This is a genomic window from Mesorhizobium huakuii (assembly GCF_014189455.1).
Classification (GTDB): Bacteria; Pseudomonadota; Alphaproteobacteria; order Rhizobiales; family Rhizobiaceae; genus Mesorhizobium; species Mesorhizobium huakuii_A.
The window spans coordinates 5,263,557-5,287,128 of sequence record NZ_CP050296.1; the positions used below are offsets into that span (position 1 = coordinate 5,263,557).

General features: G+C 62.6%; 21 protein-coding genes. 10 read left to right on the forward strand and 11 right to left on the reverse strand.

All coding sequences use genetic code 11. The annotated features are described in order from the left end of the window. Nucleotides 1-108: 108 nt before the first annotated feature. Together rpsR and rpsF are read right to left on the reverse strand one after the other, a co-directional pair. Nucleotides 109-357 (reverse strand): 30S ribosomal protein S18, encoded by a 249-nt coding sequence (rpsR, locus tag HB778_RS25295; RefSeq protein ID WP_006203718.1) that lies wholly within the window; start codon nucleotides 355-357, stop codon nucleotides 109-111. Next, complete coding sequence (gene rpsF / locus HB778_RS25300; RefSeq protein ID WP_010915168.1) at nucleotides 357-857, reverse strand: 30S ribosomal protein S6; 501 nt, start codon at nucleotides 855-857, stop codon at nucleotides 357-359. The genes rpsR and rpsF overlap by 1 nt, the downstream gene beginning before the upstream one ends. Nucleotides 858-1,322: 465 nt before the next feature. On the opposite strand from rpsF, the gene HB778_RS25305 reads away from it, so the two are divergent. Further along, nucleotides 1,323-2,960, forward strand: a complete 1,638-nt coding sequence (locus HB778_RS25305) for a pilus assembly protein (protein ID WP_183457880.1) — start codon at nucleotides 1,323-1,325, stop codon at nucleotides 2,958-2,960. Nucleotides 2,961-2,993: 33 nt separating this feature from the next. Here HB778_RS25305 and HB778_RS25310 read toward each other — a convergent pair whose 3' ends face one another. After that, nucleotides 2,994-4,922, reverse strand: coding sequence for an LTA synthase family protein (locus HB778_RS25310; RefSeq protein ID WP_244661607.1), 1,929 nt, complete (start codon nucleotides 4,920-4,922; stop codon nucleotides 2,994-2,996). A gap of 278 nt (nucleotides 4,923-5,200) precedes the next feature. Here HB778_RS25310 and fabD point away from each other — a divergent pair, with 278 nt between their 5' ends. The 7 genes from fabD (at nucleotide 5,201) to gmk (ending at nucleotide 11,771) form a co-directional block, all read left to right on the forward strand. Continuing rightward, nucleotides 5,201-6,148 carry an ACP S-malonyltransferase gene (gene fabD / locus HB778_RS25315; RefSeq protein WP_183457884.1) on the forward strand — a complete coding sequence of 316 codons (948 nt, stop codon included), beginning with the start codon at nucleotides 5,201-5,203 and terminating at the stop codon, nucleotides 6,146-6,148. 60 nt (nucleotides 6,149-6,208) lie between these two features. Further along, nucleotides 6,209-6,946 (forward strand): 3-oxoacyl-[acyl-carrier-protein] reductase, encoded by a 738-nt coding sequence (gene fabG / locus HB778_RS25320; RefSeq protein WP_096456439.1) that lies wholly within the window; start codon nucleotides 6,209-6,211, stop codon nucleotides 6,944-6,946. A gap of 199 nt (nucleotides 6,947-7,145) precedes the next feature. Beyond that, nucleotides 7,146-7,382 (forward strand): acyl carrier protein, encoded by a 237-nt coding sequence (locus tag HB778_RS25325; protein WP_006203723.1) that lies wholly within the window; start codon nucleotides 7,146-7,148, stop codon nucleotides 7,380-7,382. A gap of 34 nt (nucleotides 7,383-7,416) precedes the next feature. Next, a complete protein-coding gene (gene fabF, locus HB778_RS25330; protein ID WP_096456441.1) occupies nucleotides 7,417-8,679 on the forward strand; it encodes a beta-ketoacyl-ACP synthase II in 1,263 nt (420 codons plus the stop codon). A 102-nt stretch (nucleotides 8,680-8,781) separates the two neighbouring features. Then, nucleotides 8,782-10,044 (forward strand): endolytic transglycosylase MltG, encoded by a 1,263-nt coding sequence (gene mltG, locus HB778_RS25335; RefSeq protein ID WP_183457886.1) that lies wholly within the window; start codon nucleotides 8,782-8,784, stop codon nucleotides 10,042-10,044. Between the two features lie 158 nt (nucleotides 10,045-10,202). Continuing rightward, on the forward strand, nucleotides 10,203-11,093 hold the full coding sequence (locus HB778_RS25340) for a YicC/YloC family endoribonuclease (RefSeq protein ID WP_183457888.1): 891 nt from the start codon (nucleotides 10,203-10,205) through the stop codon (nucleotides 11,091-11,093). 21 nt (nucleotides 11,094-11,114) lie between these two features. Next, nucleotides 11,115-11,771, forward strand: coding sequence for a guanylate kinase (gene gmk / locus HB778_RS25345; RefSeq protein WP_027053294.1), 657 nt, complete (start codon nucleotides 11,115-11,117; stop codon nucleotides 11,769-11,771). A gap of 36 nt (nucleotides 11,772-11,807) precedes the next feature. On the opposite strand, the gene rsmA is transcribed toward gmk, so the two are convergent. From rsmA to lptF, 6 genes are all read right to left on the reverse strand, one after another. Beyond that, nucleotides 11,808-12,647 carry a 16S rRNA (adenine(1518)-N(6)/adenine(1519)-N(6))-dimethyltransferase RsmA gene (gene rsmA, locus HB778_RS25350; protein WP_183457890.1) on the reverse strand — a complete coding sequence of 280 codons (840 nt, stop codon included), beginning with the start codon at nucleotides 12,645-12,647 and terminating at the stop codon, nucleotides 11,808-11,810. Nucleotides 12,648-12,672: 25 nt separating this feature from the next. Then, nucleotides 12,673-13,689, reverse strand: coding sequence for a 4-hydroxythreonine-4-phosphate dehydrogenase PdxA (pdxA, locus tag HB778_RS25355; protein ID WP_183457892.1), 1,017 nt, complete (start codon nucleotides 13,687-13,689; stop codon nucleotides 12,673-12,675). 13 nt (nucleotides 13,690-13,702) lie between these two features. Then, nucleotides 13,703-14,635, reverse strand: coding sequence for a peptidylprolyl isomerase (locus HB778_RS25360; protein WP_183457894.1), 933 nt, complete (start codon nucleotides 14,633-14,635; stop codon nucleotides 13,703-13,705). Between the two features lie 90 nt (nucleotides 14,636-14,725). Beyond that, nucleotides 14,726-17,146, reverse strand: a complete 2,421-nt coding sequence (locus HB778_RS25365) for an LPS-assembly protein LptD (RefSeq protein ID WP_183457896.1) — start codon at nucleotides 17,144-17,146, stop codon at nucleotides 14,726-14,728. After that, nucleotides 17,146-18,231, reverse strand: a complete 1,086-nt coding sequence (gene lptG, locus HB778_RS25370; RefSeq protein ID WP_183465217.1) for an LPS export ABC transporter permease LptG — start codon at nucleotides 18,229-18,231, stop codon at nucleotides 17,146-17,148. The genes HB778_RS25365 and lptG overlap by 1 nt, the downstream gene beginning before the upstream one ends. Continuing rightward, a complete protein-coding gene (gene lptF, locus HB778_RS25375) occupies nucleotides 18,228-19,430 on the reverse strand; it encodes an LPS export ABC transporter permease LptF (protein WP_183457898.1) in 1,203 nt (400 codons plus the stop codon). Before lptF ends, lptG begins: the two co-directional genes overlap by 4 nt. 364 nt (nucleotides 19,431-19,794) lie before the next feature. Here lptF and HB778_RS25380 point away from each other — a divergent pair, with 364 nt between their 5' ends. Next, entirely contained in the window at nucleotides 19,795-21,306 is a 1,512-nt protein-coding gene (locus HB778_RS25380) for a leucyl aminopeptidase (RefSeq protein ID WP_183457900.1), read from the forward strand. A gap of 9 nt (nucleotides 21,307-21,315) precedes the next feature. Further along, nucleotides 21,316-21,789, forward strand: a complete 474-nt coding sequence (locus tag HB778_RS25385) for a DNA polymerase III subunit chi (protein ID WP_183457902.1) — start codon at nucleotides 21,316-21,318, stop codon at nucleotides 21,787-21,789. A gap of 62 nt (nucleotides 21,790-21,851) precedes the next feature. Here HB778_RS25385 and HB778_RS25390 read toward each other — a convergent pair whose 3' ends face one another. Then, entirely contained in the window at nucleotides 21,852-22,370 is a 519-nt protein-coding gene (locus HB778_RS25390) for a DUF995 domain-containing protein (protein ID WP_183457904.1), read from the reverse strand. A gap of 68 nt (nucleotides 22,371-22,438) precedes the next feature. Then, complete coding sequence (locus tag HB778_RS25395; RefSeq protein ID WP_183457906.1) at nucleotides 22,439-23,362, reverse strand: glycoside hydrolase family 26 protein; 924 nt, start codon at nucleotides 23,360-23,362, stop codon at nucleotides 22,439-22,441. Between the last annotated feature and the right edge of the window lie 210 nt (nucleotides 23,363-23,572).

Consider the following 23,572-nt stretch of genomic DNA (forward strand, 5'->3'; position numbering starts at 1 on the left):
CGCGGCAGTTAGAGGCGTTGACCTCAACTCGGGATTTTGATGGCTGAACCGGTCATGCCCGTCATGGCCGGCGAAAGGAACGGGCGGCGAACCGCCCGTTCGAGAGGATTAGCGGACCACGTAGGGCAGCAGGCCGAGGAAGCGGGCGCGCTTGATCGCCTTGGCGAGTTCACGCTGCTTCTTCTGGCTGACGGCGGTGATGCGCGACGGCACGATCTTGCCGCGCTCGGAAATGTAGCGCTGCAGCAGACGCACGTCCTTGTAGTCGATCTTGGGCGCGTTGGCGCCGGAGAACGGGCAGGTCTTGCGGCGACGATGGAACGGGCGCCGGGTCGGGATCTGGTTGATGTCGACCATTATTCTGCACCCCCTTCAAAGCCTTCGCGAGGACGGCGCGGACCACGATCGCCACCGGCATCGCCGAACGAACGCGGCGGACGATCGCCACGGTCGCCGCGATCACGGTCGCCGAATGAACGCGGACCACGATCGCCACGGTCGCGGTCGCCGAAGCTGCCGCGCTCGGAGCGCTCTTCGCGCTTCTGCATCATGGCCGACGGACCTTCCTCATGCGCCTCGACCTTGATGGTCAGGAAACGCAGGACGTCCTCGGACAGACCCATCTGGCGCTCCATCTCGTTGAGCGCTGCCGGCGGGCAGTTGAGGTCCATGAGCGTGTAGTATGCCTTCCGGTTCTTGTTGACCCGGTAGGTGAGGGACTTCAGTCCCCAGTTCTCGACCCGGCCGACGGACCCGCCATTCGCGGAGATGACGCCCTTGTACTGTTCGACAAGCGCATCGACCTGCTGCTGCGAGAGGTCCTGCCGGGCAAGAAACACATGTTCGTAAAGAGCCATTATGTCTTCGTGCCTTTCTTCGTTTCTCTCCCGGTTCCCGGCGGCAAAAGCCTCTGCAACTTCTCTGACCCACTGGTCCCGGTTAAGGGGCGGGGAAGAAAGGAGCATGACGAGACGGTCGAGAGCGGAGACACGGGAGGCGGAAGCACTTCCGGCTTCACACGAAGGCTTTTGATAAAACCTCCGGCCCTCCGTTCAGCCCCCAGCTGGGACCGGCAGATTGGCGGCGTCTATACAGCAATCCACTGATAAGGCAAGGGCAAGCGGCGTTCCCGATGTCGCAGGGCGCCGCAAAATCAGGCGGCAGCGCCGGTATGGCCTGGCGCGTTCCCTGCAACCGGCCCTTAACCACAATGTCAGGTTGTGCAGGGTTGAGCCCTGCCGTCAACGGTCGATTCATCATGGAAGGCGCAAAAGCCCGGGCAATCCGCGCAGATCAAGCGGGTAAGCATTTCGGGGGTAAGGATGCTTCTCAACAGGTTCTGGCGCTCGAAGAGCGGCAATTTCGCGCTGCTGATGGGGCTCGGGCTGCCGGCCATCCTGTCGGCGGTGGCGTTCGCGGTCGACGTGTCCACCATCATGCGGGCCAAGAGCAACCTGCAGAATGCGCTCGACGCCGCAAACCTCGCCTCTTCGCATCTCGGCGATCTGGAAATTACCCGCAACGACGCCTTCGACCGCTATTTTCAGGCCAACATCGCCGGACATGGCGAACTCGCCAACGCGCAGGCGACGCTGACCGTCGACAGGGGCGTCAACTTCGTCAAGACCAGGGCGGTTGCCTCGGCGGACGTCAATTTGAACTTCGCTTTCCTGTTCGGCCAGAACAAGCACATCGTCGTCGACGCCTCGGCCGTCGAATCGAACAACCAGCTCGAAGTCGTGCTGGTGTTGGACAATACCGGCTCGATGGCCGGTGCCCGCATGACGGCACTGAGGACGGCGACGAAGTCCTTGCTGGACACGCTCGAGTCGACAAAATCGCCGACGCGCCAGGTGCGTGCCTCGCTGGTTCCCTTCGTGACGGCAGTCAACGTCAATGGCGACGAGTTCGATCCGTCCTGGATCGACATGGACGGCAAGTCCTCGACCAACGGCATCAATTTCCCCGTCATCGACGGCAAGCGGCCGAACCACATGGCGCTATTCAAGCAATTGGGGCTGATGGGCGGATGGAAAGACACCGGCTGGAAAGGCTGCGTTGAGGCGCGCCCCGGCACCTATAATATTTCTGATACACCCCCGGATCCGAACAGACCCGACACGCTGTTCGTGCCTTACTTTGCTCCCGACGATCCGGCGCCTGCCACCAGGCCGTCTGGCTCCTACGGCAACTCGGCGACCGGCTACAACAATTCGTACCTCGACGACACCATCGACAAGGTCAAACTCGCCGAGCCGGGGGTCAACATACTGGGCATCGACCTCAGCGGCCTGCTTGGCGGCGTGGTCGACGCCCTATTGGGCGCCGACCTGGAGAAGGTTGCCAAATATGTGGCGCCGACGAACAAGATCCTCACCGAGACCGGCAGCGCGATCACCGTCGGCCCCAACCGCTCCTGTCCGACCCCTGTCGTTCCCCTGACCGACGATTTCGACAAATTGCGCAAGGCGGCGAGCCAGATGACGGAACGGAACGGTTCCGGCACCAACGTCTCGGAGGGCCTGTCATGGGGCATGCGGGTGCTGTCGCCCGGCGCGCCCTATACCGATGGTGCGCCCTTCAAGACGCCAGGCGTCAGCAAGATCGTCATGCTGCTCACCGACGGTGAGAATGTTGTTTACGGCGCCAGCAACCAGCCGACCAAATCCGACTACACATCCTATGGCTATCTGGCGGGTGGCCGCTTCGGCTCGGACAACCAGACGACGGCGGCGCGCAATGTCGACGGCTGGACCAAGAGCGTGTGCACGCAGTTGAAGAACCAGGGCGTGCAAATCTACACAATGGTGCTGCAGTCGGACACCGCCGCCAACCGCACGCTCTACAGTGCGTGCGCCTCGGACCCGAGCGGCTATTATGCCGTCAACGATCCGGCCAAACTGCCGGACGTTTTCCAGCAGATCGCCAACAAGTTCTCAAGGCTGCAGCTGACCAATTGAGAGCTCTACCCTGGAAGGGTCGAAGCTTACCTCTCAACTCGTATGGGCGACGACCTTGTCGACCGTCTCGGGGAAGAAGTCGGGCGCCGCGTGGCGCTTGCCGAACATCATGTCGTACTGAATGAGCCGGAAATCGCGGATCGCCGGGTCGATATCCTTCTGCCGCGACCAGTCGGGCGTGGCCTCGCCGGCTGGCGTCAGCAGCAGGTTGCGGTCGACGACGCGGTAGTGTTCACGCATCTCTCCCAGAAACCCCGTGTAGTAGGGATGGGTAATCCCCGCAGTGGTGAGGATATGATAGGGCAGGAAGGCCGGGCTCACCGCGCCAAGGTTCTCGACCGAACCGGAGCGGTTCGACCAGATGATCAGCGGAGTCTGATGATGCTCCAGTGCGTCTTGCGGCGTTGCTTCTTTGCGTGGCGCGACATTGTCTTTCAGGAAGCCGGTTTCGACATAGACCGGCCCCAGCGGCGGCAGATGGTCGCCGAAAAAGGCGATCACGGTGGGGTGGGAGCGCTTCTTGGCCCATTCGATCAGCCGTTCAAGGCCGCGGTCCGCGTCGGCTGAGCCCTCCGCGTAGCTCAGCAGCGAATCGCGCGCCCATTGGCTGATCGGCGCCTGCACCGCGTGGGTCGGGTTGTAATAGCGGTTCGGTTCATAGGGGCCATGATTCTGCAGGCTGACCGCGAAGAAGAACACCGGGTCGTCGCTGGCGTCGGCTTCGCGGATGATCTCGTCCGTCATCGCCGCATCCGATGCCAGCGGTCCGCGCTTTTCCATGGGTGGCAGCGTCTCTTCCGACTTGAAATCGTTGAAACCGAAATCGGCATAGACCGCGCCACGGTTCCAGAACCAGTTGGTGCCCGGATGGATGGCGCGCGCCCGGTAGCCCTCGCTCTTCAGGAAGGTCGCCATCGAAGGCGTCGGCGTGCGCACATATTGCTGGTAGGGAATGCTGCCGGCCGGCAGGAAGGCGTTGGAAAAGCCGGTCAGCGCCTCGAATTCGATGTTGGCGGTCATGCCGCCGAATTCGGGCGAGAACATCGAACCGGAACGCAATGCCCGCACGGTGGGAATGGGATCCGGCGTGATGGTGACGCCGGGCAGCTTGGTCGGATCCCAGAAGGATTCGCTCATGACGACAATGATGTCGGGCTTTTCATCGGGCACCGAGGCTGTCATCTGCGGCCTCTCGATCGCCGCGATCGCCTTGTCCGTATAGCCCGGCGGTGCCGACACATGCGCCATCGGCACGTTGAGCGCGAAGGCGAGCGCAAAGCCGTTGGAGGCGTAGTTTTCCTTCTGGTCCCACATGATCGGGATGATCTGCAGCCGGTCCCTGGTCCAGGAGAAGGTGGCGTAATCCATGATCGAGACGAAGAAGGCGAGCAGCGGCACCGCCAGCGTCAGCCGGGCAAGGCGGCCCTTGCGGCTGAGTGCTGGGACCCTGCGGCGCCACAGCCGCCAGCCATAGACGAGCAGCGACAGGCCGGCGACGATGCCGACGACCATGGCGAGCGCCGTCATCGGCCGGTCGCGCACAAGCAGCGGCAGCAGGGCGACGATCTGGCGGGAGTAGAGGAAATCCGTGGGGTAGAGCGGATCGCCCAGATAATGCGATTTCTGGTGCCCGACAAAGGCCAGCGACAGGGTCAAGGGCGCGACGATCATCAGGCTCTGATGGCTGCGTCCGAGCACGGCATCGAGACCGATGAGGATCAGCGCGAAGACGACGATGGTCGTCCAGCCCGGCTTGAGCGGCTGCAGGAAGAAGGAGACCGTCCCGGCAAAGTCACCGCGCACGATCAATTCAATGGCAAACACCAGGATGGCCGAGATCGCCAGGCTGATCAATCCGTAACGGACGACCGGCCATCTCCGTCCCGGCAGATAGCCGGTGGACGGATCGTCTTCCAGGAATTGCGGCGCAGCTTTGCTGGCGCGTTTCGAACTCTTTGCCACTTTAACTTCCCACCCGGCGACAACCCAAGTCACGCGATTGTCATATAATTGTCACGCAAAGCTAGCGCCTGTGGCGGAAATAAGAAGAGCCAGCAAACGATTCGTGAGCGGTTTTCATCAGGAGTGATCGCCAAAAAGCCTTTTGGAACAGGCACTCGGCGCACGGCTCGAAGCTGGCACCGGGTTGAACCGGGCTTGACTTGGCGGCCTGCCTTGCGCCACAGGCAGGGAAAATTCGTGTTATCAGGCAAGTAAAACCAGTCTTCGGGAGCCCTCGCATGGCCGTCGCATTCACCTTTCCGGGACAAGGCAGCCAGGCTGTCGGCATGGGCAAAGAGCTCGCCGATGCCTTTCCCGAGGCGCGCAGGGTCTTCCAGGAAGTCGACGACGCGCTCGCAGAAAACCTGTCGAAGCTGATCTGGGAAGGTCCGGAAGAAACCTTGACGCTGACGGCCAACGCGCAGCCGGCGCTGATGGCGGTGTCGCTGGCGGCGATCAGGGCGCTGGAAGCGCGCGGTTTCTCGCTGAAGGACAAGGTCGCCTATGTCGCTGGCCACTCACTGGGCGAATATTCGGCCCTTGCCGCCGCCGGGTTTGTTTCCGTTGCCGATGCCGCCCGGCTGCTGCGCATCCGCGGCAACGCCATGCAGGCGGCAGTGCCGGCCGGCGAGGGCGCCATGGCGGCGATCATCGGACTGGAGCAGGCGGATGTCGAAGCCGCTTGCTCCGAAGCCGCGCAAGGGGCCGGTAAGGTCTGCCAGATCGCCAACGACAATGGCGGCGGACAGCTGGTCATTTCCGGCGCCAAGACCGCGGTCGAGCTGGCGGCGAAACTTTGCACCGAAAAGGGCGCCAAGCGGGCGCTGATGCTGCAGGTTTCGGCGCCCTTCCATTCGGCGCTGATGGCGCCGGCGGCGAACGTTATGCGCGATGCGCTTTCCGGTGTGGCGAAGCATGCGCCGGCGGTGCCCGTGCTGTCCAACGTCACCGTGACCCCGACCAGCGATCCCGACGAGATCGCCCGGCGGCTGGTCGAGCAGATAACCGGCCGCGTGCGTTGGCGCGAAACAGTGGAATGGTTCGGCGCCAACGGTGTTGCAACACTCTACGAGATCGGCGCCGGCAAGGTGCTGTCGGGCCTGGCACGGCGCATCAACCGCGACATCGCTACCGCGTCGGTCGGCACATCGGCCGATGTCGAGGCGGCGCTGGCCGCACTTGCATAATCCACTGGCGATTTGACCCCACCCGTGTGAAGGGTGTTTCCCTCAGATCAGGAGACGAAAATGTTCGAACTGACCGGCCGCAAGGCGCTCGTCACCGGCGCATCGGGAGGCATCGGCGAGGCGATTGCCCGCGTGCTGCATGCGCAAGGCGCCATTGTCGGCCTGCACGGCACCCGCATCGAGAAACTGGAGACTTTGGCAGGCGAACTCGGCGACCGGGTCAAACTGTTCCCGGCCAATCTGTCGAACCGCGACGAGGTCAAGGCGCTCGGCCAGAAGGCGGAGGCCGAGCTCGAAGGTGTCGATATCCTGGTCAACAATGCCGGCATCACCAAGGACGGCCTGTTCGTGCGCATGTCGGACGCCGATTGGGATACGGTGATGGAGGTCAACCTGACTGCTGTGTTCAGGCTGACCCGCGAACTGACCCATCCGATGATGCGCCGTCGCCATGGCCGCATCATCAACATCACCTCGGTGGTCGGCGTGACCGGCAATCCCGGCCAGACCAACTACTGCGCCTCCAAGGCCGGCATGATCGGCTTCTCCAAATCGCTGGCGCAGGAAATCGCCACCCGCAATATCACCGTCAACTGCGTCGCCCCGGGCTTCATCGAATCGGCCATGACCGACAAGCTCAACGACAAGCAGAAAGAGGCGATCATGGCGGCGATTCCGACGCGTCGCATGGGCACGAGCGTTGAAGTGGCGTCCGCGGTTGCCTACCTCGCCTCCAACGAAGCCGCCTACGTCACCGGCCAGACCATCCATGTCAACGGCGGCATGGCCATGATTTGACGGATATTGCGGGGCTGTGAAAAGAGACCATTTCGCCTTGGACCTCCGCCATTTTTCGTGTAATGCGGCCCGCAACCCGGCGGTTCGGGCAAAAACCGGTCTGTAGCCGTTGCGTTTCCGGCAGGACCATCTTTCAGCTTGATTAGCGGCATTCTGCCCGCTAACGAAGACAGACAAACAAAAGACGAGGATGCCCCAAATGAGTGACACCGCAGAGCGCGTCAAGAAGATCGTCATCGAGCACCTTGGCGTCGATGCCGACAAAGTGACGGAGCAGGCGAGCTTCATCGATGATCTGGGCGCCGACAGCCTCGACACGGTCGAACTCGTCATGGCGTTCGAAGAAGAATTCGGCGTCGAGATTCCCGACGACGCAGCCGAGACCATCCTGACCGTCGGCGACGCGGTTAAGTACATCGACAAGGCTTCGGCCTGACGCTTCCAGCAGTCATCACCGGGGAGGACCTGCGATGAGGCGTGTCGTCGTCACGGGCCTTGGGTTGTTGTCGCCGTTCGGCATGGGCTTTGAGCACAGCTGGAAGGAACTTCTGACCGGCCGCAGCGCCGCCAAGCGCATCACCGAGTTCGAGGTGGAGGATCTTGCCTGCAAGATCGCCCACGTCGTCCCGCGTGGTGACGGCAGCAATGCCACCTTCAATCCCGAGGCCGTGCTCGAGCCGAAGGAATTGCGCAAGATCGGCGACTTCATCCTGTACGGGATTGCCGCCGCCGACGAGGCGCTGAAGGATTCCGGTTGGGAGCCCAAGACCCACGAGGAGCAATGCGCCACCGGCGTGCTCATCGGTTCGGGTATTGGCGGCATCGAGGGCATCGCCGAGAACGCGATGATCCTCAAGGAGCGCGGCCCGCGCCGCATCAGCCCCTTCTTCATCCCGGGCCAGATCATCAATCTCGTCTCCGGCCAGGTTTCGATCCGGCACGGGCTGAAAGGCCCGAACCATGCCGTCGTCACGGCCTGTTCGACCGGCGCGCACGCCATTGGCGATGCAGCCCGGCTGATCATGTGGGGCGATGCCGACGTCATGGTCGCCGGTGGCGCTGAAGCGCCGGTGACGCGGCTGTCGATCGCTGGCTTCGCCGCCTGCCGGGCTCTGTCGACCGACCGTAATGACGCGCCGCAGACGGCGTCGCGTCCCTATGACCGCGACCGCGACGGCTTCGTCATGGGCGAGGGTGCCGGTGTTGTCGTGCTGGAAGAACTCGAGCATGCAAAGGCGCGCGGGGCGAAAATCTACGCCGAGGTGACCGGCTACGGTCTCACCGGCGATGCCTATCACATCACGGCTCCCGCGGAGGATGGCGACGGGGCTTTCCGTTGCATGACCGCGGCGTTGAACCGGGCCAAGCTTACGCCCGCGGATATCGACTACATCAACGCGCACGGCACCTCGACCATGGCCGATACGATTGAACTTGGCGCTGTCGAGAGGCTTGTCGGCAATGCCGCGTCGAAGATTTCGATGTCGTCGACCAAGTCGTCGATCGGCCATCTGCTGGGGGCGGCGGGTGCCGCCGAAGCGATCTTTTCGATCCTGGCTATCCGGGACAATGTCGCGCCGGCGACCATCAACCTCGACAACCCCGAGCGCGAAACCGCGATCGACCTGGTGCCGAACAAGCCTCGCTCCCGCCAGATCGACGTGGCGTTGTCCAATTCCTTTGGTTTTGGCGGCACCAACGCTTCGCTTGTGTTCCAGCGCTACAATGGCTGACCGTCCGGCTGCCGGACGATACTTCGGTGTGCCGTCAATTTTGCCATATTCGCCCCTACTCTGCCGCAGGGGATTCGTTGGGCGATCAAACGGTAGGGCAAGATGAACACAAATCCGTCGGGCAACGGAGAATTCGGGCAAAGGCCGGCGAACACCGGGCCGATCGTGCCGAAGACAGCCAGCGAGGCCTTGCGGCCGGAAGCCGGAACGCCGCCGCCGAAGCGCTCGCGCGCTTCGCGCAGCCAGGTCGTCGTGTTTATGAACTTCGTCATCTCCTTGGTGATGCTGATGGTTCTGACGGCGGGCGCGGCGCTCTACTTCGGCAAGCAGGAATTCACCGAACCTGGTCCCTCGGCCAATGGCGACACCTTCCTGGTCAAGCCCAACACCGGGGTCCAGGACATCGCCGACCAGCTTGAGCGCCGCGGACTGATCAGCGACGCCCGTGTCTTCCGCCTTGGCGTGCGCGCCTTCGGCAACGATTCCGCACTCAAGGCCGGCGAATACGAGATCAAGCCCAGGGCATCCATGCGTGACATCATGGAGCTTTTGAAGAGCGGCAAGTCGGTGATGTATTCGCTGACCATTCCGGAAGGGCTGACGGTTGACCAGGCCCTGCAGCGTATCGCCGACGAACCCGCCTTGAGCGGCGACATGCCGGCGAAAGTGCCCCCCGAGGGCAGCCTTGCCACCGACACGCTGCGCTTCACGCGCGGCGCGACGCGCCAGCAGATGATCGACAAGCTGGTGGCCGATCAGAAGAAGCTGGTCGACGAGGTCTGGCAGCGGCGCGCGCCGGACCTGCCGCTCGCCAATATCGAGGACTTCGTCACCCTGGCCTCGATCGTCGAGAAGGAAACCGGCAGGGGGGACGAGCGTTCCCGCGTCGCCGCCGTCTTCCTCAACCGGCTGGCCAAGGGCATGCGCCTGCAATCCGATCCGACCATCATCTATGGTCTGTTCGGCGGTAAGGGAAAGCCCGCTGACCGCCCGATCTACCAGTCGGACATCCAGAAGCAGACGCCTTACAACACCTATGTGATCAATGGTCTGCCGCCGACGCCTATCGCCAATCCGGGCCGTGCCGCGCTTGAGGCCGTGGCCAATCCATCGAAGACCGACGATCTTTATTTCGTCGCCGACGGCACGGGCGGGCACGTCTTTGCCGCGACGCTGGACGAGCACAATGAGAACGTCGCCCGCTATCGTGCGTTACAGAAGAAGCAGGCCGATGACGCGGCCAAGGCTGCCGCTGGTGCCAATGGCACTCCCGAAAAGCCTGCCGCCGACAAGCCTGCCGATGGCAGCGACGGCACCGGTGGCGATAATGGCGATGCCGGCGGCGATGCTGGCGACGCCCAGTGAGATAAAAAAGGCGTTGCCCGGAAGGCGGCAGCCTGACATTTGAAAGAAACGCCACGCGTCCGATTTCGACGCACCCACGGCGTGGTCATTTTTAAGCAGCACTTGCCCCTGTCCGGAAAACTGGTTTTGGGGTGATGCGCCAGGGGTGTGCAGGCGACATGAATTTGCAGAGCATGACCGGATTTGCGCGTGCCGTCGCCGAGCATGACGGCACTTCGATCGCCTGGGAGGTCAAGTCCGTCAACGGCAAGAGCGTCGAGGTGCGGCTGCGGCTGCCGCAAGGTTTCGAGCGGCTGGAGCCGGCGGTCAGGCAAACGCTGCAGAAGCGTTTCGCCCGGGGCAATTTCCAGGCGACGCTGACTATCGGCCGCGCCGCCGGTGCGCAGGCGCAACCCGTCGTCAACGAGGCGTTTCTGAAAGACCTTGCGGGCCTCGCCAAGCGGCTGCAGGAACAATTCGGCGTTGCCCCCGCCACGGCCGACGGGTTGCTGTCGCTGCGCGGCGTGCTCGACATTCCTGAAACCGTGGAAACCGAAGAGGCGCGCGCCGCGCTCGACATCGCCATCATGGCTGCCCTTGAGGTGGCGCTGAAAGGGCTGGAGCAAGCACGGCAAGGCGAGGGTGCGGCACTGGCTTTGCTGCTGTCCGGCCACATCGACGCCATTGAGGCACTGACGCTGCGCGCGGAGGCGGACCCGTCACGCGAGACGGCGGCGATCCGTGAACGCATCGCCGAGCAGGTCAGGCTGCTGATGGACGCGTCCGCCAATCTGGATGCGAGCCGGCTGCACATGGAGGCGGCGTTCCTCGCCACCAAGGCTGATATTCGCGAAGAGATCGACCGGCTGAAAACGCATGTCGCATCTGGCCGCACCCTGCTTGGGGGCGGCGGCGCCGTCGGCCGCAAGCTCGATTTCCTGGCACAGGAATTTAACCGCGAATCGAATACGCTGTGCTCGAAGTCGAACGCCGCCGCCGTCACCGCGATCGGGCTGGAGCTGAAGGCCGTGGTCGACCAGTTTCGTGAACAGGTCCAGAATCTGGAGTAGCCGATGGTTGCCAAGGAACCGATGGTTCCCAGGGATTTGGGGTCCCGCATCCGCCGCCGGGGGCTGATGCTTGTGCTGTCGTCGCCGTCGGGCGCCGGCAAGTCGACGATCGCGCGCAACCTTCTGGAAAGCGATTCCAGCCTCGAACTGTCGGTCTCGGTCACCACCAGACCGCGCCGCGGCTCGGAGATCGAGGGTGTTCACTACCATTTCCGCACCATGCGCGAGTTCGAGCGGCTGCGCGATTCCGACGCGCTGCTGGAGTGGGCGGAAGTGCACGGCAATTGCTATGCGACACCGCGCGAGCCCGCCGAACTGGCATTGGCGCAAGGCCGCGACATGCTGTTCGACATCGACTGGCAAGGCGCTCAGCAGCTCAAGGAGAAGATGCGCGCTGACATCGTCTCGATCTTCATCCTGCCGCCGTCGATGAAGGAATTGAAGGCGCGGCTGAAGCGTCGTGCCGAGGACCAGGAAGCGGTGATCGAGACGCGGCTGAAGAACGCCCGCAACGAGATCGAGCACTGGAAGGAATATGATTTCGTCATCGTCAATGACGATCTCGACCGCGCCTTTGCCGAAGTGCGTGGCATCGTCGTCGCCGAACGATTGCGGCGCGACCGCCGGCCCGGTCTGTTCGATTTCGTCTCCGGTTTGCTGGACGAGAAGACGGTGTAGGCCTTTTTCCTTCTCCCCGTAAACGGGGAGAAGGGGCTAAGCCGCATTGGTCAGCCTGACGAATTCCTCGACGCTGAGCGTTTCGGCGCGGCGGGTCGGATCGATGCCCGCGCGCTCGAGCAAGGCCTCGCCGCCGAGGCTTTTCACACTTTGCCGCAGCATCTTTCGGCGTTGGCCGAAGGCGGCTTCGGTGACGCGGCCGAGTTTTTTCACATCAGCGGGCAGGGGCGTCGCACGTGGCTCCAGATGCACCACCGACGAGGTGACCTTGGGCGGCGGCGTGAAGGCCTGGGGAGGCACGTCGAAGGCGATCCTGGCCTGCGTGCGCCAGCCGGCCAGCACGCCGAGCCGACCATAGGCATCGCTGCCGGGCGCGGCGACGATGCGCTGGGCCACCTCACGCTGGAACATCAGCGTCATCGAGGCGTAGAAAGGCGGCCAGTCCGGGACGGTCAGCCATCGGACGAGCAATTCCGTGCCGATGTTGTAAGGCAGATTGGCCACGATCCGCACCTGACCGCCGTCTTGGGTTGCCGAGGAGGCAAGGGCGGCAAAGTCGGTCTTTAGCGCGTCGCCGGAAATCACCTCCAGCCGGCCGGGATAGTGAGCGGAGACTTCGGCAAGGGCAGCCAGGCAGCGTTCGTCGCGTTCGATGGCGACGACCCGGCGGGCGCCGTTGGAAAGCAGCGCCCTTGTCAGGCCGCCTGGCCCCGGACCAACCTCGATCACCGCAGTGTTTGTCAGGTCGCCTGCGCTGCGTGCGATCTTGCCGGTCAAATTGAGGTCGAGCAGGAAATTCTGGCCAAGCGCCTTTTTCGCCTGCAGCCCATGGCGCTCGATGACGTCGCGCAGCGGTGGCAACCCATCGATGCTCATGCGTTCGGACCCGAAACGGCAGCGGTCATGCGGCCACGGCCTTTGCGTCGGTGTCGGCGAGCTTCCTGGCGAGCTTCAGCGCCGCGATCAGGCTGTCCGGTCGCGCAAGGCCCTTGCCGGCGATATCGAAGGCGGTGCCATGGTCGGGCGACGTGCGGATGAAGGGCAGGCCGAGCGTAACGTTGACCGCCTCGTCGAAAGCCAGCGTCTTGGCGGGGATCAATGCCTGGTCGTGATACATACACAGGACCACGTCATAGCTTGCCCGCGCCCGGGCATGGAACAGCGTGTCGGCCGGCAGCGGGCCGAACGCATCGATGCCTTCGGCGCGCAGGATGTCGACCGCCGGGCGCACGATACGCTCGTCCTCCAGACCCATGGAACCACCTTCGCCGGCATGCGGATTGAGGCCGGCAATGGCAAGCCTCGGCCTGGCGATGCCGAAGCGGCTGGCGAGGTCGGCCGCGGTGATGCGCGCGGTCGCGACGATCAGCTCGGTGGTCAGGGCCTTCGGCACCTCGGCCAGAGCGATGTGGATGGTGACGGGAACCGTGCGCAGGTCGGGGCCCGCCAGCATCATGACCGGCATCGCGTCGACACCGCTGTGTCGCGCCGCCAGATGCGCCAGATACTCGGTGTGGCCGGGAAAGCGGAACCCTGCGTCGTAGAGCGGCTTCTTGGCGATTGGGCAGGTGACCACGGCTGCGGCATCGCCGGCAAAGCAGGCGGCGACAGCGCGGTCGATGGCCTCGACGGTGCCGGCCGCATTGGCCGAATCCGGCCGGCCGGGGCTGTCGATGAAATGGGCCGCCAGTGGAACGATGGGCAAGGCATGGGCGAAAACCTGCGCCGCTCCAATCGGCGTTGTCTCGACGATCGGCACCGACACGCCCAGTTGCCTCGCCCGCGAGGCGATCAGCGCCGGATCGGCCAAAAGATAGAAGGCGGGCAAGCCGACTGCCTCGCGCGCCAGGAAGGCGGCGATGGCGATTTCGGGCCCGATGCCGGAGGGATCGCCGACGCTCAGCGCCAGCGCGGTCATCGCGCTCTTCACGTCAGCGCTTGACGATACGGGCTTTCGCCTTCAACTCGTCGACATATTTCTTGCTCAGATCGTCGGCCGCCTTGTCGTTGGAGCCTTCGCTCTGGAACACCATCTGCGCTGTCTTGTCGTCCGACACTTCGCGCGATGAGCAGATGCCGATGAACTCGACACCGCGCTCGGTTTCGCGCGTGACGGTGGCGCCGCCGACCTTGGTCGCCTTGATCTGCTCGGCCCAGTCCGGCGGCAATTGCGGCGCCAGCACCCGGCCCAGATCGCGAACGGTGACGTCGATAAGGCCCTTGGCGAACTCGCGCGTCGTGTTGCAGCCGTTGAAGCGGGCGCGCATGGCATCGGCCTCTCGCTTGCGCTTGGCCAGCGTCGCGCTGCGTTCGGCGGCCGGTACGACGAAGATGACCTGCTGCAGCATGTACTCGGTGGCGCTCGGTTTGGCCCCGCCTTTGTCGAGCATGCGCCTGACCGCATCCTGCTCGGTCACGCTGCCGCCTTCGCCGGAACGGTAACGCGCACTCAAGGCCTGATTCCAGGCCATCTGGGCGCGGATAAACTCCTTGAAATGGTCCTTGCCGACGCCGGATTTCTCCATCACGCCATCAAGCTGGCTGAGCTGCATCTTGTTGTTGGTGGCAAAGCGCTGATAGGCGGCCTCGACCTGGGCGTCGCTGATACGGATGCCAAGCCGCTTGGCTTCGGCAAGGCGCAGCGTCTGGTCGATCATTTCCTGGGCGGCATCGCCCTTCTTGCGCTGCAGTTTCAAAAAGGCGGCGCGGTGCGCGATATCGCCTGACGTGACGGGTATGTCGTTGACGACGTATTTGATCTCGCTGGCAAAAGCCGGCGGCGTCATGACGGTCATCGACACGGATGTCGCCGCCACAAGCAGCGCAAACCCTGCTGAAAAGAGGTATTTCCTCATCATTAGCATCCCAATTCTATCCCGGTTCCGCCCAATTTCGTCCTCTCCCGGGTGCGCGAATCCGTGCCAGCTCTATGCGGCGAAACGATGTCTCGCCGGCTACTGGATGGTGTCGATTGCGCTGGTCGACGAGCCGAAGTCGCCGAGGGTGCGGAACGACAGGTTGAAGCCGATGCTCTGCGTCACTTCCCTGGTGTTCAGGTCACGCGACTGCGAGTACGTCATCAGGTAAGTGAAGCAGGAATCGTTGTAGGCAAAGCCGACCCCATCCTTGACCAGCAGGCTTTCCTGCAGATCATAGGTCCCTGTCCCGAACACGCGCCAGTTCTGGGCAAGGTGCGTCGACGCACCCAGTGTGACCTCGTGACGGTCGGTGGTGAAGCCGTACAGCGGCTGGGCCTGGATGAAGGCGTATTTGGCGCTGAGCGACACCGGCAGGCCTGAATAGGCGGCCTTGAACTCGGCGCGGCGCATCTCGAAGGTCTGTTCGTCGAAGCGGCCGCTGACCGAGGCCGCGAATCCGTTCGGGCTGTTGACGCCAAACAGACCGACATAGTCGGACTTGGTGGTCTGAAGGCCCGAATAGGCGCCGACATTGACCAGATCCGGCTCGGCGAAGGAGTTCTCGCCGCCAATCTGATAGGACTGGCCGAAAATGGCATTGGTGCCCCAGCCGTTGATAAAGGAGCCGGAATAGCGGACGCCGACATTGGCGCGCGAACCGCCTTCGATGCGGTCGTAGCCGGAGAACTTGTCGCGTTCGAACAGGGTGGTCGCGTCGAACACCATGCTCTGGGCGTCTTCATTGGGAACAGCGAGGCCACCGACATATTGTTCGTTGGGACGCAGAAACAACTGCGCCATCGGCTCGATGACATGGCTCGATCCGCTGGCCAGCGAAAACAGCATCGGCCAACGCATTTCGAGGCCCGCGGTTGCCATGTAACGGGCAAACGACGAGCGCATATCGTCCCGCTCGCCCAAATTCGTTGCCATCTGGTTGATGGCGGCCAACGAACCAGATGACGCATTGAGGTAATCGACGTCGCCCTGCAACGCCAGCAATGGTGTCAGCACCAGTCCGTCGTCGGTGACGAATGTCCGCTTCCACTCGGCCTCGGCGGTAAGACGGCCGGATTCACCTTCGATACCACGAACGCGCTGCGTGCCTGAGCTCGCATCGTAAGGGGTGAAATAGGTCTGGTCGAGCTCGTTGCGGCGGAGGACGCGCGAATTGACGTTGAGCGACAATTGGCCGCCAGCCACCGACGCGTCAGGGATATAGGCGTAGTCGAGCGACGGCAGCACCCATGGCTGCTGGTTGCTGCGCGCGGCAATATTGCTGTTGAGTGTATTTTCCTGCACGTCGAAGTGCATGGCGCGTACATCGAAGTAGTTGCGGCCGTTGAGCCCCGTCAGGTAGACCGTCGACTGATGGACGCCGGCATTGTACTTGTCGATGTTGTAGGTGCTCGAGAAGTCCTTGTCGGTCTGCAGCAGCACGTCCCAGCCGAAATTCCAGCGTTCGTTGATGGCGAACTGGCCTTGCGTGCCCATCATGCCGCGGAATTTGTTGGGATCGCCCGCCGCGCCCGAATCGACGTTGCGCCCGGCGCTGTCGATGAAGGCGTCCGGATCCCGCTGCTGGATTCCGGCGATCTTCAAACTGTATGCGCCATTGTTGAAGCGCTGGCGCCACTCGGCCTCTCCGAGGAAGCCCTGCTTGGTGTAGCCGCTTCCCGTCACCGTCAGGTCATAAGTCGGCGAAAGGGCGAAATAATAGGGAACCTTGACGCTGTATCCCAGGTGGCTGTTGTAGCTGATCCCCGGGATCAGGAAGCCGCTCTTGCGCTTCACCGTCGGGTCGGCGATCTCGAACGCCGGCAGGTAGGCGAGCGGGAAGCCGAAGAACTCGAAATTCGCATTCTCGAAGCGAACCGTCTTCTTCTCGCCGTTCCAGATGATCTTCCTGGCCTTCACGCGCCAGGTCGGCGCCTTGTCGGGCTTGTCCTCGCACGGTTCGCAGGCGGTATAGACGCCATTGTGGAATGTGGTCAGCACGCCGCCCATGCGCTCGGCGCTTTCGGCGGCGAAATAGGCCTTGTCGATGGTTTCAACGCGCAGTGCGTTGACGAAACCGTCGGCGAAATCGTCGGTGATATCGATATGCTGCGAATTGATCTTGGTGCCGTCGCTGTTGACGATCTCAACATTGCCGGTGGCAACCATCCGCTTGGTGTTGCGGTCATATACGACCTTCTGGGCGACGAGGCGGTTGCCGCCATAGTCGATCTGCACGCCGCCGACGGCGGTCACCGTCTGGTTGTCGTTGTTGTACTCCAGTGTGTCGGCGGCCAGCAGCATCTGCGAGCCGGACGGAACATTGGTCGCCATCTTGCCGACTTCCTGCGCGAACGCGGGCAATGGCACGGCGCAGGCAAGCAGGCACGCCAAGGCGCTCGCCGCATAGAGGCGCGCCAAATTGGCCTGCCTGTTGCTGGGCAAAAACGCCTCCCTCACTAGCCGTCTTCCTTGTATAGCAGGAAAGTCACCCCGAAGAACATAGCTACCACGACCGGCACCCAGGCGGCTATGGCGGTCGGCACGAACCCCGCCACGCCGAATGCCTTCACCAGCACCGAAACGACATAAAGCAGAAACCCGGCAACGACGCCACCCAGAATCATCGTTGCCGATTGTCCCATCCTCGCAAATCGCATTGAAACTGTTGCCGCAATCAGCGTCATGGCGACGAGGAGGAACGGCAACGCCACCAGCGAATCAAACTGCATGGCAAACGCATTTGCCTTGAGGCCGAAGGAACGGGCAACCTCGATTTTTCCAGGCAGGTCGTAGAACGGAATGGTCTCCGGGCGCGCCAGCCGCTCCTGCACGAATTCAGGCTTCAGATTGGTCGGCACACGATCGCTTGCCGCGGGCTGGATGGTGCCGTTCCTGAAGGTCTTCACATCCTGCAAATCCCAATAGCCATCCCGCAGGTAAGCACGCGCGGCATCCTTGCGCTCGACGATGTTGCCTTGCTGGTCGAGGACAAAAAAGACGGCGTCGGACATCTCCAGGCCTTGGTTGAGGATGGCCCGCGCGCCGATGATGGTGTCGCCGGTGCCGGTTTTCTGGCGAATCCAGGGCGCGGCATCGGCCGAAACCGTATTTGATTTGCCGGAGCGCAACTGGGTTTCGATCTGCTCGGACAGCGAGAAGGCATGCGCGGCGAGCGGGTTGATGAGCCCGACCGACACAAAGCCGAACAGCAACGCTCCGATGCAGCATGGCAAAAGGAATTGCCAGGCGGAAACGCCGGCGGACCGCGCGATGACCAGCTCGTAGCGGCGGTTGAGCGAAACCAGTGTCGCCATTGCCGAGAACAGGCCGACAAACGGCACCGTCTGCAGCATGATCATCGGCATGCGAAGGCTCGAAATGGCCACCGCCGTTCCGTAGGTGAAGCCGGGCAGGCCGGTGGTGCGGCCGGACAGCTCGGTGAAATCGATCAGGAACACCAGCGCCAACAGGCCCAGGAAGAACCAGATCGTGATCGTGACGTACCGGAAGAAGAAGTAACGGCCCAGCGTCCAGCCCATCAGCCGATCTCCTGGCCTGAAGTGCCGCGCCTGGACCAACGCAGCTTGAGGGCGTTCCAGCCGTCACCAACGCGGCCGGCCAGGTTCGTCATCCAGTCCGCCCAGGCCACCGGCAGTTCCATGGTCCGGTTCGACACGATGAACCAGATCGCCACCGCCGAAGCCACGATGGGCACGCCATAGACCATATAGGCATATTGCGGCACTTCATCGGCTTTGCTGGCGGCAAAGAAACCCAGCCAGCGCACGAACAGCGAGATGGTGATGGCCGTGATCAATGGATTGACGCGCGCCTCGCGATGCGAGCGCGCATCGCCGGCCACCGCGAGCGCGATCAGCGCGAACACCATGGAATACAGCCATTCCGAAAACCGCTGGTCGACCTCGGCCCGATATTGCTGCGGGTTTTGCTGAAAATTCTTGTCGTTGGGGCTCGGATTGAGCAGGTACTGGGTTGTCTGGTCCTTCGGCAAAAGCGTCACCTCGGAGGCCGCCGCCATGAAGGCTGACATGTCGAAGGCATAGGACGTGAACCGGATGACACTGAGGTCGCCGGTCAGCGTTTTGCGGTGGATGACGCCGTCATTCATCATCAGCACCTTTTCGCCGCCGCGTTCGACGACGCTACCGGTCTTGGCGTAATAGACGAGATTGACGCCTTCCTCGCGCGAATCGGCGACGAAGATGCCGCCCAGCTTGTTGTTGGGAAGCCGCTCGCCAATTTGCAGGAACAGCCCGTCCTCGATCTTTCGGAAAGTGCCTTCCTGGATGATCAGCGACAACAGGTCGGCGCGCGACTCCGCCACCAAAGCGCGGTTCTTCTGCCGTGCATAGGGGTCGATGCCATTGTCGACGGCAAAGGAAAAAACGCTGGCTGCGAGGGCCAGCAGCATGATTGGCCGCACGATCGTCCAGCGCGAGGCGCCGGCGGCGTTGACGACGGCCAGTTCGGAATCCGAATTCATGACACTGAGTGTCTGGGCGACCGCCACCACCAGCGCGAAAGGCACGACGATCGGAATGATCGAGGGAAGAATGAGGGCGGCGACCTCGAAGAAGGTCAGCGACGACTGGCCGCTGTCGGTAACCAGATCGATCTTGGCCAGCACCTGCGTGGTCCACACGATGGCCAGCGTCCAGACCAGCGCTGCCAGGAAGACCACGAAAGCGCGGCGCATGATGTAGCGTTCAACGACCTTCATGAAGGCTTTACTCGATTTTCTCGAACGGCATCATGCCACCACGCTAAGGGTAGCCGCCCGGCGGCGCCCGCACAACTGGCTCCGATAGGCTCGATCAGGCAGGCGATCCGGTTCCCGTCCCACGTCGCGTGCCGCAATGGGCCGGAGTGTCGGAGGGAATGGATAAGAAAGGGAAAACATCGATGGTTAACAACAGGTTGCGGCATGAAGCGGGGCCGTGCCGCGACGAATCGCCATCGATTCCAACTGTCATATGGGTAGCCATTTTGGCAATGTCTTGCCAAATGCCGGAAAACGACCAAATGTCGCGGATCGCTTCGAACCGCTTCGCTTACCATCGCGCAATCCCCGAAAGCAGGACATGATGAACCCGAGACCGTCGATCGCCTTTGCAAAATTCGCCGCGCCTCAGACAGCGGCAAGCAGGAAGGGCACGGTCTTCGTGCTGTCGGCGGATGATGGCGGCCTGAGCGACGCGGCCAGGGCTTACGATCCCGGCAAGACGCTGGAACGGGCCTTTCCGGTGGCCGAGTTCACCGGCAAGTTCGCCGGCGTCGTCGAGATTCTGGCACCGGAAGGAACGTCACTCGACAGGCTGGTCGCGGTCGGTGCCGGCAAGGCGGCAGGGCTCGATGAATATGCCTGGCTGAAACTGGGCGGCACCATCGCAGCGTCGTTGCGCAAGGCAACTGACGTCGCCGTGGTGCTCGACCTGGTCGGCGCCTCGGCGGATGGCAAGGATGCCACCAACCTTGCGGCAGGCATTCTCCTGCGCAGCTATTCGTTCGACAAGTACAAGACCAGGAAGGACAAGGATGACGCCAAGGCCGATCCGAAGAAGCCGGTCAAGGTAACCATCCACACCGCCGACCCGGCAGGCGCCAAGAAGGCCTTCGCGGATGCCGAGGCGGTGATCGACGGCGTGCTTCTGGCGCGCGACCTCGTCAACGAACCGGCAAATATGCTGGGGCCGATCGAGTTCGCGGCCCGCGCCAAGGAACTCGAGACGCTCGGCGTCAAGGTCGAGATCCTGACCGAAAAGGAGATGAAGAAGCTTGGCATGGGCTCGCTGCTCGGCGTCGCGCAAGGCTCGCCACGTGGCGCGCGCATGGCCGTCATGCAGTGGAGCGGCGGCAAACCCAAGGACAGCCCGATCGCCTTCGTCGGCAAGGGCGTCACCTTCGACACCGGCGGCAATTCGATGAAGCCGGCTTCGGGCATGGAGGACATGAAGGGCGATATGGGTGGTGCCGCCGCGGTAACCGGGCTGATGCACGCCTTGGCCGCGCGCAAGGCGAAAGCCAATGTCGTTGGCATCATCGGCCTGGTCGAAAACGCCGTCGACGGCCATGCCCAGCGCCCCGGCGACATCGTCACCTCGATGTCGGGCCAGACCATCGAGGTGCTCAACACCGACGCCGAGGGTCGCCTCGTGCTGGCCGACGCGCTGTGGTACTGCAACGACCGCTTCCAGCCGAAATTCATGGTCAATCTGGCGACGCTGACCGGCGCCATCATGGTCGCGCTCGGCCTGCATTATGCCGGCCTGTTCTCCAACAATGACGAACTGGCGGAAAGGCTGGCGGCGGCGGGGCAGGCGACGCAGGAGCGGCTGTGGCGCATGCCGCTTGGCGCCGAATACGACAAGCTCATCGATTCCAAGAACGCCGATATGAAGAACATCGGCGGCCGCTATGGCGGCGCCATCATCGCCGCACAATTCCTGCAGCGCTTCGTCAAGGACACGCCCTGGGCTCATCTCGACATTGCCGGCACGGCCATGGGTTCGCCATCGAACGAGATCAACCAGTCCTGGGGCTCAGGCTTCGGCGTGCGGCTGCTCGACCGGCTGGTGCGCGATCACTACGAGAGCTGACCTTAATCCATGGCCGACGTGCTGTTCTATCATCTGACCGAATCGACGCTGGAGGATGCGCTGCCGGGCCTGCTCGAGCGCAGCGTCGATCGTGGCTGGCGCGCCGTGGTGCAGACCGGCACCGAGGAACGCCGCGACGCGCTCGACCAGCATCTGTGGACCTTCCGCGATGATTCCTTCCTGGCGCACGCGACAGATCGCGAGGCTTATCCCGGCGAACAGCCTATCCTGTTGACCACCGGCGACGGCAATCCCAACGAAGCCAAAATAAGATTCCTGGTCGACGGCGCGGTACCATCAGACCTTGCCGGCTACGAGCGTGCCGTGTTCCTGTTCGACGGCCATGACGCCGCCCAGGTCGAGGCGGCGAGGGGGCATTGGAAGACGATGAAGGACGCGGGCCACGCCGTGACCTACTGGCAGCAGACATCGGACCGCCGCTGGGAGCGCAAGGCTAACGCCGTGCAGGGAACACAGACCTAAAACGCGCCGCATGAATCGATGCGACGCGTTTTAACCAGCGATTTGGCGCGGACGATAAGGCTCTATTCTTGTGCCTCGATCCGTTTCTGTTTCCGGCTGACATCGTCGCCGTATTTCAATTTCATGAACTCGTCCGCCGAGTTGCGATGCGAGCTTCTGAAGACGTACCAGTCGCCATCCGGTAATTTGCGCTGGTAAAGCACCTTGCCGGACTGGCGATGCTCGAAGCAGGTGACGGCGTTGGAGTCGCCCCCCGCGCCATGCCATTTCGCCCGGAAGCAAAGCTTGCCTCCGCCTGGAATGAACCAGATACCGTCACCGTAACCCAGTTTGCCCTTGTCCGAAGTCCAGGCGCTGAATTGACGACCCTGCACGGCAAAAAATCCTGCACCGTTCTGGCCCCAGAGCCACGAGCGGTTCTGATACATCTGGTAGATGCCTTCGTCGGGCACCGCTTCGGCCTGCTTGGCCAGTTCGGCGACTTGCGCCGCTGTCTTGGCTACCGCCGGAAGCTGGCAAGCCAGGAATGCTATGGAACAGGCAAGTGCCGTTCCAATGGAATATCCCAATACTCGTTTCACGACCCTACCCCTACAACTTTACGCCACACTCAATTTTTACGCTTGCATTTGCCCCTGATGCACAAGGTCTAGGGCAAGACGTGCTGGGTAACCCTCCAATCGGGCAGCCCATAGCCACCCAACCATGGCCACACTTCCTTCTGATTGAAGTAGACAACCGACGTCAGGGCCGGAAACTCCGCATAGGACTTGCGGGAATCGGCCGCCCATTGCGAAACATATTCCTGCTTCCCGACATAGCCGAGTTCCGCCACCACGACCGGCTTGTTGAAACCCGCGACGCGGTCATATCCGGGCTTCAGCGCCTCGGCGAACGTACGATCACGACCGGCCTCGTCATTGTCCTTTTTCTGCAGGCCGAACACCGACAGCCCGATGACGTCGACATAGTCGTCGCCAGGGTAGTATTTCTCCAGACCCACTTCACCCTTGGGGGACCACATATATTTGGCGGCTGGTGCAGCTTTGCGGCACAGATCGACCTCGCGCTTGTAGGCGGCGATCCAGTCCTTGGGTGCCCAGTTGGCCCAGGTGAAGCGACCGTTGGTGTCCTCCATTTCCTGCGCCCAGCGAATGGTGACGGGGCTCTTCATTGCTCCCACCAGATTGCAGATTGCCTGCATGTTTGCGTCATATTTGCCGCTCAATATGCCGTCGCGCAGTTCGCTCGGGGTGATGCGCCAGTCCTTCGACCAGGTCCAAGGCTCGATGGTGATCAACAGCGACCGGTTTCGCTGAAGCGCGTAGGCATCGGCTAAGGGTAGGCTCGTCAGGTCGACGTCTTCCCAGGGCAGGAAGAGCTCCTCGATGCTTGCACTCTTGTCGGCGCCGAAGTCTCCGTAGGGGTCATAGGATCCGAACGCCGAAGCGGCGCTGCTCGTATGAACGGGATCCGTCGCGGCCTCGGAGCCGGCGCCCGCCAGAGTTGGGAACGCTACGCTGCCGCCCAAGGCCAATGCCATTGCAAGCGCACTTACTGCGGTATTTTTCATGATAATCTCCATAGCTTCGATATCCTGCGGAAGTCGAAGCTTCGCCCGCATGTCGACGACTGATCGACACGACCATCCACACCCGATCGGCTTTATTGGCAGAATCTGCGGGATTTCGGAGCGACTATTGGCGGGAATGTTAAGCACAAATTCCTGCCATGAAATCATCTCTCAAGGCGCCGACACGAGGAGCTCAAGAGAGACGGTTCG

Bases quoted from the DNA above. Each gene is read 5' to 3' on its own strand.
- gmk (WP_027053294.1), top strand. From the start codon at position 11,115: ATGGTTCCCAGGGATTTGGGGTCCCGCATCCGCCGCCGGGGGCTGATG.
- HB778_RS25360 (WP_183457894.1), bottom strand. From the start codon at position 14,635: ATGCTAATGATGAGGAAATACCTCTTTTCAGCAGGGTTTGCGCTGCTT.
- rpsR (WP_006203718.1), bottom strand. From the start codon at position 357: ATGGTCGACATCAACCAGATCCCGACCCGGCGCCCGTTCCATCGTCGC.
- mltG (WP_183457886.1), top strand. From the start codon at position 8,782: ATGAACACAAATCCGTCGGGCAACGGAGAATTCGGGCAAAGGCCGGCG.
- HB778_RS25325 (WP_006203723.1), top strand. From the start codon at position 7,146: ATGAGTGACACCGCAGAGCGCGTCAAGAAGATCGTCATCGAGCACCTT.
- fabF (WP_096456441.1), top strand. From the start codon at position 7,417: ATGAGGCGTGTCGTCGTCACGGGCCTTGGGTTGTTGTCGCCGTTCGGC.
- fabG (WP_096456439.1), top strand. From the start codon at position 6,209: ATGTTCGAACTGACCGGCCGCAAGGCGCTCGTCACCGGCGCATCGGGA.
- fabD (WP_183457884.1), top strand. From the start codon at position 5,201: ATGGCCGTCGCATTCACCTTTCCGGGACAAGGCAGCCAGGCTGTCGGC.
- lptF (WP_183457898.1), bottom strand. From the start codon at position 19,430: ATGAAGGTCGTTGAACGCTACATCATGCGCCGCGCTTTCGTGGTCTTC.
- HB778_RS25380 (WP_183457900.1), top strand. From the start codon at position 19,795: ATGAACCCGAGACCGTCGATCGCCTTTGCAAAATTCGCCGCGCCTCAG.
- HB778_RS25395 (WP_183457906.1), bottom strand. From the start codon at position 23,362: ATGAAAAATACCGCAGTAAGTGCGCTTGCAATGGCATTGGCCTTGGGC.
- HB778_RS25340 (WP_183457888.1), top strand. From the start codon at position 10,203: ATGAATTTGCAGAGCATGACCGGATTTGCGCGTGCCGTCGCCGAGCAT.
- pdxA (WP_183457892.1), bottom strand. From the start codon at position 13,689: ATGACCGCGCTGGCGCTGAGCGTCGGCGATCCCTCCGGCATCGGGCCC.
- rpsF (WP_010915168.1), bottom strand. From the start codon at position 857: ATGGCTCTTTACGAACATGTGTTTCTTGCCCGGCAGGACCTCTCGCAG.
- rsmA (WP_183457890.1), bottom strand. From the start codon at position 12,647: ATGAGCATCGATGGGTTGCCACCGCTGCGCGACGTCATCGAGCGCCAT.
- HB778_RS25385 (WP_183457902.1), top strand. From the start codon at position 21,316: ATGGCCGACGTGCTGTTCTATCATCTGACCGAATCGACGCTGGAGGAT.
- HB778_RS25305 (WP_183457880.1), top strand. From the start codon at position 1,323: ATGCTTCTCAACAGGTTCTGGCGCTCGAAGAGCGGCAATTTCGCGCTG.